The organism is Pseudomonas sp. XP1 (assembly GCF_053557675.1).
The window spans coordinates 87,223-94,601 of record NZ_JBNRIJ010000015.1; the positions used below are offsets into that span (position 1 = coordinate 87,223).

A 7,379-nucleotide genomic window follows, 5' to 3' on the forward strand; every position below is an offset into this window, starting at 1 on the left:
CCGCACACTCCGCCCTGATGTGCCCGCCATGGGCCTGCACGATCGACCGGGTAATCGCCAACCCCAACCCGGCATGCTCGCTACTGCCTTCCCGCCGCGCCGGGTCCACCCGGTAGAAGCGGTCGAACAGCCGCGGTAACGCCGCCGGCTCGATAGCCGCCCCGGTATTGGCCACACCAATCCTCGGCCCTGGCCCCAATGTCACACGTATCTGCCCTCCCGCCGGGGTGAAGCGCAAGGCATTGTCCAGCAAGTTGGACAGCGCCCGGCGCAGCATATGCCGGTCGCCCCGCAGCAGCGCCTCACCCTCGCGCAGCATCTGCACGCCGCTGTCCTCTGCCAGCGGTGCGTAGTATTCAAGCAGCGCATCCACCTCCTCATGCAGCACCAGCGGTGCTTGCCCCGGCACCAGCAGGCCGTGGTCGGCCTTGGCCAGGAACAGCATGTCGTTGATCATCTGCGCCATCCATTGCAGCTCCTCGAGGTTGCCGTGCAGGGCTTCGCGGTACTCTTCGAGGCTGCGCGGGCGGGTGAGGGTGACCTGGGTATGGGTCAGCAGGTTGGACAGCGGGGTGCGCAGCTCGTGGGCGATGTCGGCAGAGAATGCCGACAGGCGCTGGAAGGCATCGTCCAGGCGCTGCAGCATGGCGTTCATGGCCGTCGCCAGCTCGGCCAGCTCTTCGGGCATCTGTGCCACCGGCAGGCGGGTGGTGAGCGAGCGCGCCGATACGCTGGCAGCCACCTGGCCCATCTGCCGCAAAGGGCGCAACCCGCGGCGTGCTGCCCAGGCACCGAGCAGGGCCGTGGCCAGCGCCGACAGGCCCACTGTCAGCCAGATCAGCCGTTGCATGCCCTGCAGGAAGTGCTGGTGATGGGTGATGTCGAGGTACAGGGTCAGTTGTGGCGACTGCGGGGCGCCTTGCGCCAGGTGCACGGCCAGGCTGCGGTAGTCGGTGCCTTGCGCATGCAAGGTAGCCAGCCCGTCGGGCAGCGCCCGTGGCAGGCCTGTACGGCTTTCGAACCAGGTGGCACCGTCGCTGCCGTTGATGCGCAGGGCCAGGTCGGCCTGGTGGCCCAGTTCATCGCGCAAGGCGGGCAGGCGCGCCTGCAGCTCGGCCGGGGTGGTGATGCCGGCCAGCTGGGTGCGGAACAGCGACAGGCGCGAGTCCAGCAGTTGCTGGTCCAGTTCGACGAAGTGCTGCTCGCTGGCCCGGCTGAATATCAGGCCGGCGCCGAGCGAGACCGTGGCGGTGCAGGCGGCGAACAGCAAGGCCAGGCGGCTGCCGAGGGAGACCCGGCGCATCACTCCGCGCGCTCTTCGAGTACATAACCCATGCCGCGTACGGTATGGATCAGCTTGCTGGAATGCGGGTCGTCGATCTTCAGGCGCAGGCGGCGGATCGCCACTTCGATCACATTGGTGTCACTGTCGAAATTCATGTCCCACACCTGCGAGGCGATCAGCGATTTGGGCAGCACCTCGCCCTGGCGGCGCAGCAGCAGTTCAAGCAGGGCGAACTCCTTGGCGGTCAGGTCGATGCGCTGGCCGGCGCGCTCGGCGCGGCGGCGGATCAGGTCCAGGCGCAGGTCGGCCAGGCCCAGGGTCGTGTCCTGGTTGGGGCTGGTGCCCCGGCGCAGCAGGCTGCGCACCCGGGCCAGCAGTTCGGAGAAGGCGAACGGCTTGACCAGGTAATCATCGGCGCCCAGCTCCAGGCCGTGTACTCGGTCCTCCACGGCATCGCGAGCGGTGAGAAACAGCACCGGGGTGTCCAGGCCGGCCTGGCGCACGGCCTGGAGGATCTGCCAGCCGTCCCGGCCGGGCAGCATCACGTCGAGAATCAGCAGGTCGTGGTCGCCGGTCAGGGCGAGGAACTGGCCGGTCTCGCCATCGGTGGCCAGTTCGGTGGCGAAGCCAGCCTCGTTCAGGCCCTGGCTCAGGTACTGGCCGGTACGGGCCTGGTCTTCGACGATCAGCAGTTTCATTGGGTGAATTGACTCCAGCAAGCGGCGCAAAGCCCTGTGGGAGCGGGTTTGCCCGCGAAGAATTCAACACGGTGCATGGCACCGGCTTTGCCTGTGTTCGCGGGTGAACCCGCTCCTACTGGGGCTGGGTGATGCTGAGATGATACGTGACGATGCACCCGCTCGCCCCAAACTGACGAAGATGTAATCCCGCTGACTTGCGCTCCAAGGCGAGGTGCAAAACCGGTAGACTAGGGGCAATTTCGAACCTTCAGGTCAGTTTCCATGCATCCCGCTGCCGAACATTCCCCGCTGGGCAAGTCCAGCGAATACATTGCCACCTATTCCCCGGAGCTGCTGTTCCCGATCCCGCGTACCGCCAAGTGGGCCGAGCTGGGTGTTACTGCCCAGACCTTGCCGTGGCAGGGTGTGGATTACTGGAACTGCTTCGAGCTGAGCTGGCTGCTGCCTTCGGGCAAGCCGGTGGTGGCGATCGGCGAGTTCGCCATTCCCGCCGATTCGCCGAACATCATCGAGTCCAAGTCGTTCAAGCTGTACCTGAACTCGCTGAACCAGACGGTTTTCGCCTCGCCTGGCGAGCTGCAGGCGTGCCTGGAGAAAGACCTGTCCGCAGCCGCCGGCAAGCCGGTGGGCGTGAAAGTGCGCACCTTGGCCGAGGTCGAGGCCCAAGGCGTGGTGGCATTGCCGGGGCAGTGCATCGATGCGCTGGACGTTGCCATCAGCAACTACGAACAACCACAACCAGGGCTGCTGCGCTGCAACCCGGAGCAGCAGGTGGAAGAAACCCTGCACAGCCACCTGTTGAAGTCCAACTGCCCGGTCACCGGCCAGCCAGACTGGGGTAGCCTGGTGGTCGAGTACAAGGGCAGGGGGCTGGACCATGCCAGCCTGCTGACCTACCTGATCAGCTTCCGCCAGCATGCCGACTTCCACGAGCAGTGTGTGGAGCGGATCTATCTGGACTTGAAGAACCTGCTGCAGCCGGAGCATTTGACGGTGTATGCGCGCTATGTGCGCCGGGGTGGGCTGGATATCAACCCTTACCGCAGCACAGGGGCGATCAGCCCGGATAACAAGCGCCTGGTTCGGCAGTAAGGTTCGCAAGTACGCCGGGGGGCGCTTTGCGCCCCTATCGCGACACAAGGCCGCTCCCACAGGTACAGCGCAAGCCTGAAGCCTTGCGCTGTACCTGTAGGAGCGGCCTTGTGTCGCGATAGGGCCGCAAAGCGGCCCCAGTATTTCTAGATCCCCATGCTGTGCAGCGAGTTGGCAATGCTGCGCAGGGTAGCGGTGAGGTCGGGGTGTTCGGCCTCGAAGCGTTCGATCGCCAGGTTCACGCCGTCCACCAGGTTGTTGTCTGGCGTGGCTTCCTCAAGCTTCAGTTGCGCCTCGATCTGGCGCGCTTCTTCGTGCAGCGCGGCCAGTTCCTCGTCCGAAAGTGGCACGTTGCGGTCCAGTTGCTCGCGCAAGCTGTTCAGGCGCTCTTGCAATTCGCGGGCAGGCATTGGCAGTTCTCCATCAATGGCTTGGCAAGCCATGGACCTCAGCGAAGCGGCAAAGGTTCTGGCTTGTCTTCAGCGTAATCCACCTGCCGTTGCTTTGCATGATCCGCGTCAAGGGTGCTGTATCAGGGTTTTTCGCCCTTGCGCCGGCGTTGGGCAATGTCCTGCAGGCAGTTATCCAGCGCCTCCAGGTGGTCGATGACCGAGTGCACGCCCAGGCTGAACAGTTCCAGCGTCGCCTTGCCACGGGCCAGGTCCTGTTCCTGCGCCGTCATGGCTTGCCATTGCCGCGAGTTGCGGTCGCAGAACGGGCTGCAGGCGGCCAGCCCCACCGTCCACAGCCCCGCGTTCAGGCCAGACTGCAACAGGCGTGGGTCGCCGCTGACCAGCACGCAGCCGTCCAGGCGTTCGCTGTCCAGCGTCATCAGGGCTTGCCAGCAGGCATTTGGCGCCGGCCAGCGCACGCCGTTCACCGAATGCCCCGGCAGCCAGGCAGGCAGTACATGCGCAAGGCGCTTGCTCTGGGTGGCGTCGAGGTCGTCCAGCCAGATGCACGGCACCTGGCGCTGGCGCAGGCTGGCGAGAGTGGCCAGGGCGCCGGGTGCGGGCGAAGGGGCGCCATTGGCAGCTTGCACCAGGCAGCCGCGCAAGCCGAACAGCACAGCGGTGAAGGCGGGTGCAGCGTCCATGGCAACTTCCCTCAAATAGTCCGCAGGCTATTCGGCGATTGTTACCGCCCTGTGACAGCAGGCGCCACGCAACAGTTGTTCACAAAATATTGAGCAGTGATGTGTAAAGCTGTTTATCAGCCCGCAAGCCTCTATACTGCCGCCGTACAGCAGCGCACCCGTTTGCGCTTGCGGCCGAGAAATTCGATGGAGAAACACCTATGCGTAGGATCGGTGCCAGTGTGATCGAACGAGTCACCCAGGCCTGTGTCTGCGCCAGCATGCTGCTGGCGCCCGTGGCAGCCGCCCAGGCCGCCACCGAGGAAGATCCCTGGGAAGCGGTCAACCGCCCGATCTTCCGTTTCAACGATACCCTCGACACCTATGCCCTCAAGCCATTGGCCAAGGGCTACCAGGCGGTCACCCCGCAGTTCCTCGAAGATGGCATCCACAACATCTTCCGCAACCTGGGTGACGTGACCAACCTGGCCAACGACTTGCTGCAGTTCAAGCCCCATGCGGCGGGGGTGGACACGGCGCGGCTGATCGTCAACACCACCTTCGGCCTGGGCGGCTTCTTCGACGTGGGTACCAAGATGGGCCTGCAGCGAAACGACGAGGACTTCGGCCAGACCCTCGGCTATTGGGGCGTGCCGAGCGGCCCGTACGTGGTCATCCCGCTGCTGGGCCCGAGCACCGTGCGTGACGGCGTGGCCAAGTACCCGGATACCTATACCAAACCCTACCGCTACATCGACCATGTACCGACGCGCAACTCGATCTTCGCCCTGGACATCATCGACACCCGCGCCGACCTGCTCTCGGCAGAGAAGCTGATCCAAGGCGACAAGTACATCTTCATTCGCAACGCCTACCTGCAGAACCGCGAGTTCAAGGTGAAGGATGGCGAAGTCGAAGACGACTTCTGACCCACGGATCTGGGGCTGCTTTGCAGCCCCTGATTCAGTGCATCGCCAGGATCCGCAAGCCGAACTTCTGCTGCCCGCCAGGCTGGTCGGCAATCCACACCACTTCGGTGCTGGCGTGCAGCCCCTTCAGCGCCGGGTGGTCGGACTCGATCCGTACCTCGATATGGTCCCCCACATGGAAGCGCTGCGGTGCCTGCACCTGCATGCCGCCGCTGGACAGGTCCAGGCACACTGCTGCGATCACCTGGCCTTCGTGCAGCAGGCTGACCTCGGTGTCGATGCGCATGCGGATGAAATCGCGTTTCTCGTCATGACTGGAGGGCGTGTGGGGCATGCTGCATCCTTCCCATCGGGTTGCGCTGGTCGACTTTCTTATAACTCCCGGTGATTTGGCCTGTAAAGTGCGTCGAGGTGAACCTTTGCATGCTTGAAACGCCTGCCGGATGGGAGTACCGTCTGCGCCTTACAAGGTCCCTCTGACAGTTGCCGGGCAAGTGTTCTTGTCCTACAACTCAAGTAGAGTGTGACCACAAAGAATTCCCGTAGCTGGCCGTCTGCCTTGCCGACACCGCTGCACCAACCCAAATCGGCGCCGTTCGCCCACATGCAGAAAACCAGTGCAACGCTGCTGATCATCGATGACGACGACGTGGTCCGTGCAAGCCTCGCCGCCTATCTTGAAGACAGTGGCTTCAGCGTCCTCCAGGCCAGCAATGGCCAGCAGGGGCTTCAGGTCTTCGAAGAACACCAGCCCGACCTCGTGATCTGCGATCTGCGTATGCCGCAGATGGGCGGCCTCGAGCTGATCCGTCAGGTCAGCGAGCGTGCCCCGCAGTTGCCGGTGATCGTGGTGTCCGGTGCCGGCGTCATGAGTGATGCGGTGGAAGCGTTGCGCCTGGGCGCTGCCGACTACCTGATCAAGCCGCTGGAAGACTTGGCCGTGCTCGAGCATTCGGTGCGCCGCGCCCTCGACCGTTCGCGCCTGGTGCTGGAAAACCAGCGCTACCGCGACAAGCTTGAAGCTGCCAACCGCGAACTGGAAGCCAGCTTGCACCTGCTGCAGGAGGACCAGACCGCCGGTCGCCAGGTGCAGATGAACATGCTGCCGGAAAGCCCTTGGGTGGCCGGCGATTTCGCCTTCGAGCACCAGATCATCCCGTCGCTTTACCTGTCGGGTGATTTTGCCGATTACTTCCGGGTGGACGAACGGCGCATCGCTTTCTACCTCGCCGATGTCTCCGGGCATGGTGCGTCGTCAGCGTTCGTCACCGTGCTGCTGAAATTCATGACCACACGGCTGTTGTTCGAATTCAAGCGCGGCAGCAAGATGCGCGAGTTCAAACCCTCGCAGGTGCTCAGCCACATCAACCGCGGGCTGATCAACTGCAAGCTGGGCAAGCACGTGACCATGGTTGGCGGGGTGATCGACGAAGACACCGGTCTGTTGACCTACGCCGTTGGCGGCCATCTGCCGCTGCCGGTGCTGCACACCCCCGAGCACACCCGCTACCTGGAAGGCCGCGGCCTGCCGGTGGGGTTGTTCGACGAGGCCACCTACCAGGACCTGGTAGTGGAGCTGCCGCCGCAGTTCAGCCTCAGCTTGATGTCCGATGGCATTCTGGACCTTTTGCCGGGTGACACGCTCAAAGATAAAGAAACCGCCCTGCCGGAAATCGTCAGGGCAGCAGGTGGCAGCCTGGATGGGCTGCGCCAACGATTTGGATTGGCTACGCTTGGGGAGATGCCGGATGATATCGCCCTATTGGTGTTGAGCAGGAACCTTCAATGAGTACCGGTAGAATCCAGTTCGCCGAGCAGAGTGGTACCTTCGTCCTGAAATTCGTCGGTGAAGTGCGCCTGACCCTGTGTTCGGCGCTGGATGCGACGATCGAGAAGATTTTCACCGCGTTGAACTTCTCGGCGATTGTGATCGACCTGACCGAAACCGAGAGCATCGACAGTACCACCCTGGGCCTGCTGGCCAAGCTGTCGATCCTGTCGCGTCAGAAGGTAGGCCTGTTGCCGACCGTGGTCACCACCAACCCGGACATTTCCCGGTTGTTGCAGTCGATGGGCTTCGATCAGGTGTTCAACATCGTCGATCGACCGATCCCTTGCCCGGAATGCCTGACCGACCTGCCGTCCCAGGACCAGAATGAGGACGTGGTGCGCTCCAAGGTGCTGGAGGCGCACAAGATCCTCATGGGCTTGAACGACTCCAACCGCGAAGCCTTCCATGACCTGGTCAATGCGCTGGAGCGGACCTGATCTTCAGCCTGTACCGGCCTCTTCGCGGG

The 7,379-nt window shown here is 63.5% G+C and carries 9 protein-coding genes; 4 read left to right on the top strand and 5 right to left on the bottom strand.

What is annotated here, in order from left to right; translation table 11 throughout:
* On the bottom strand, positions 1 to 1,306 hold a 1,306-nt coding region (locus ACK1U9_RS15215), incomplete at its 3' end, for a heavy metal sensor histidine kinase (protein ID WP_449109987.1).
* Positions 1,303 to 1,983: a two-component system response regulator CinR gene (gene cinR / locus ACK1U9_RS15220; protein ID WP_108480067.1), complete on the bottom strand. Its 681-nt coding sequence runs from the start codon at positions 1,981 to 1,983 to the stop codon at positions 1,303 to 1,305. The genes cinR and ACK1U9_RS15215, both read right to left, overlap by 4 nt.
* A gap of 264 nt (positions 1,984 to 2,247) precedes the next feature.
* Between cinR and queF the strand changes: the two genes are divergently transcribed.
* On the top strand, positions 2,248 to 3,078 hold the full coding sequence (gene queF, locus ACK1U9_RS15225) for an NADPH-dependent 7-cyano-7-deazaguanine reductase QueF (protein WP_085601676.1): 831 nt from the start codon (positions 2,248 to 2,250) through the stop codon (positions 3,076 to 3,078).
* A 146-nt stretch (positions 3,079 to 3,224) separates the two neighbouring features.
* On the opposite strand, the gene ACK1U9_RS15230 is transcribed toward queF, so the two are convergent.
* Both ACK1U9_RS15230 and ACK1U9_RS15235 read right to left on the bottom strand, forming a co-directional pair.
* Positions 3,225 to 3,488: a DUF4404 family protein gene (locus ACK1U9_RS15230; RefSeq protein ID WP_039614141.1), complete on the bottom strand. Its 264-nt coding sequence runs from the start codon at positions 3,486 to 3,488 to the stop codon at positions 3,225 to 3,227.
* Between the two features lie 122 nt (positions 3,489 to 3,610).
* Positions 3,611 to 4,174 carry a phosphonoacetaldehyde phosphonohydrolase-related protein gene (locus ACK1U9_RS15235; RefSeq protein WP_449109988.1) on the bottom strand — a complete coding sequence of 188 codons (564 nt, stop codon included), beginning with the start codon at positions 4,172 to 4,174 and terminating at the stop codon, positions 3,611 to 3,613.
* Between the two features lie 200 nt (positions 4,175 to 4,374).
* Between ACK1U9_RS15235 and ACK1U9_RS15240 the strand changes: the two genes are divergently transcribed.
* Positions 4,375 to 5,082: an MlaA family lipoprotein gene (locus tag ACK1U9_RS15240; RefSeq protein ID WP_135002579.1), complete on the top strand. Its 708-nt coding sequence runs from the start codon at positions 4,375 to 4,377 to the stop codon at positions 5,080 to 5,082.
* A gap of 34 nt (positions 5,083 to 5,116) precedes the next feature.
* Here ACK1U9_RS15240 and ACK1U9_RS15245 read toward each other — a convergent pair whose 3' ends face one another.
* Entirely contained in the window at positions 5,117 to 5,416 is a 300-nt protein-coding gene (locus tag ACK1U9_RS15245; protein ID WP_108480065.1) for a PilZ domain-containing protein, read from the bottom strand.
* 270 nt (positions 5,417 to 5,686) lie between these two features.
* Between ACK1U9_RS15245 and rssB the strand changes: the two genes are divergently transcribed.
* Both rssB and rssC read left to right on the top strand, forming a co-directional pair.
* Positions 5,687 to 6,871 (top strand): two-component system response regulator RssB, encoded by a 1,185-nt coding sequence (rssB, locus tag ACK1U9_RS15250; RefSeq protein ID WP_046615868.1) that lies wholly within the window; start codon positions 5,687 to 5,689, stop codon positions 6,869 to 6,871.
* Positions 6,868 to 7,350, top strand: a complete 483-nt coding sequence (gene rssC, locus ACK1U9_RS15255) for an anti-sigma factor antagonist RssC (RefSeq protein ID WP_013971741.1) — start codon at positions 6,868 to 6,870, stop codon at positions 7,348 to 7,350. Before rssB ends, rssC begins: the two co-directional genes overlap by 4 nt.
* The last annotated feature ends 29 nt before the right edge of the window (positions 7,351 to 7,379 follow it).

Excerpts from the sequence above, each read along its gene's own strand:
- ACK1U9_RS15240 (WP_135002579.1), top strand. The coding sequence starts at position 4,375 with ATGCGTAGGATCGGTGCCAGTGTGATCGAACGAGTCACCCAGGCCTGT.
- rssC (WP_013971741.1), top strand. The coding sequence starts at position 6,868 with ATGAGTACCGGTAGAATCCAGTTCGCCGAGCAGAGTGGTACCTTCGTC.
- queF (WP_085601676.1), top strand. The coding sequence starts at position 2,248 with ATGCATCCCGCTGCCGAACATTCCCCGCTGGGCAAGTCCAGCGAATAC.
- ACK1U9_RS15230 (WP_039614141.1), bottom strand. The coding sequence starts at position 3,488 with ATGCCTGCCCGCGAATTGCAAGAGCGCCTGAACAGCTTGCGCGAGCAA.
- ACK1U9_RS15245 (WP_108480065.1), bottom strand. The coding sequence starts at position 5,416 with ATGCCCCACACGCCCTCCAGTCATGACGAGAAACGCGATTTCATCCGC.
- cinR (WP_108480067.1), bottom strand. The coding sequence starts at position 1,983 with ATGAAACTGCTGATCGTCGAAGACCAGGCCCGTACCGGCCAGTACCTG.
- rssB (WP_046615868.1), top strand. The coding sequence starts at position 5,687 with ATGCAGAAAACCAGTGCAACGCTGCTGATCATCGATGACGACGACGTG.
- ACK1U9_RS15235 (WP_449109988.1), bottom strand. The coding sequence starts at position 4,174 with ATGGACGCTGCACCCGCCTTCACCGCTGTGCTGTTCGGCTTGCGCGGC.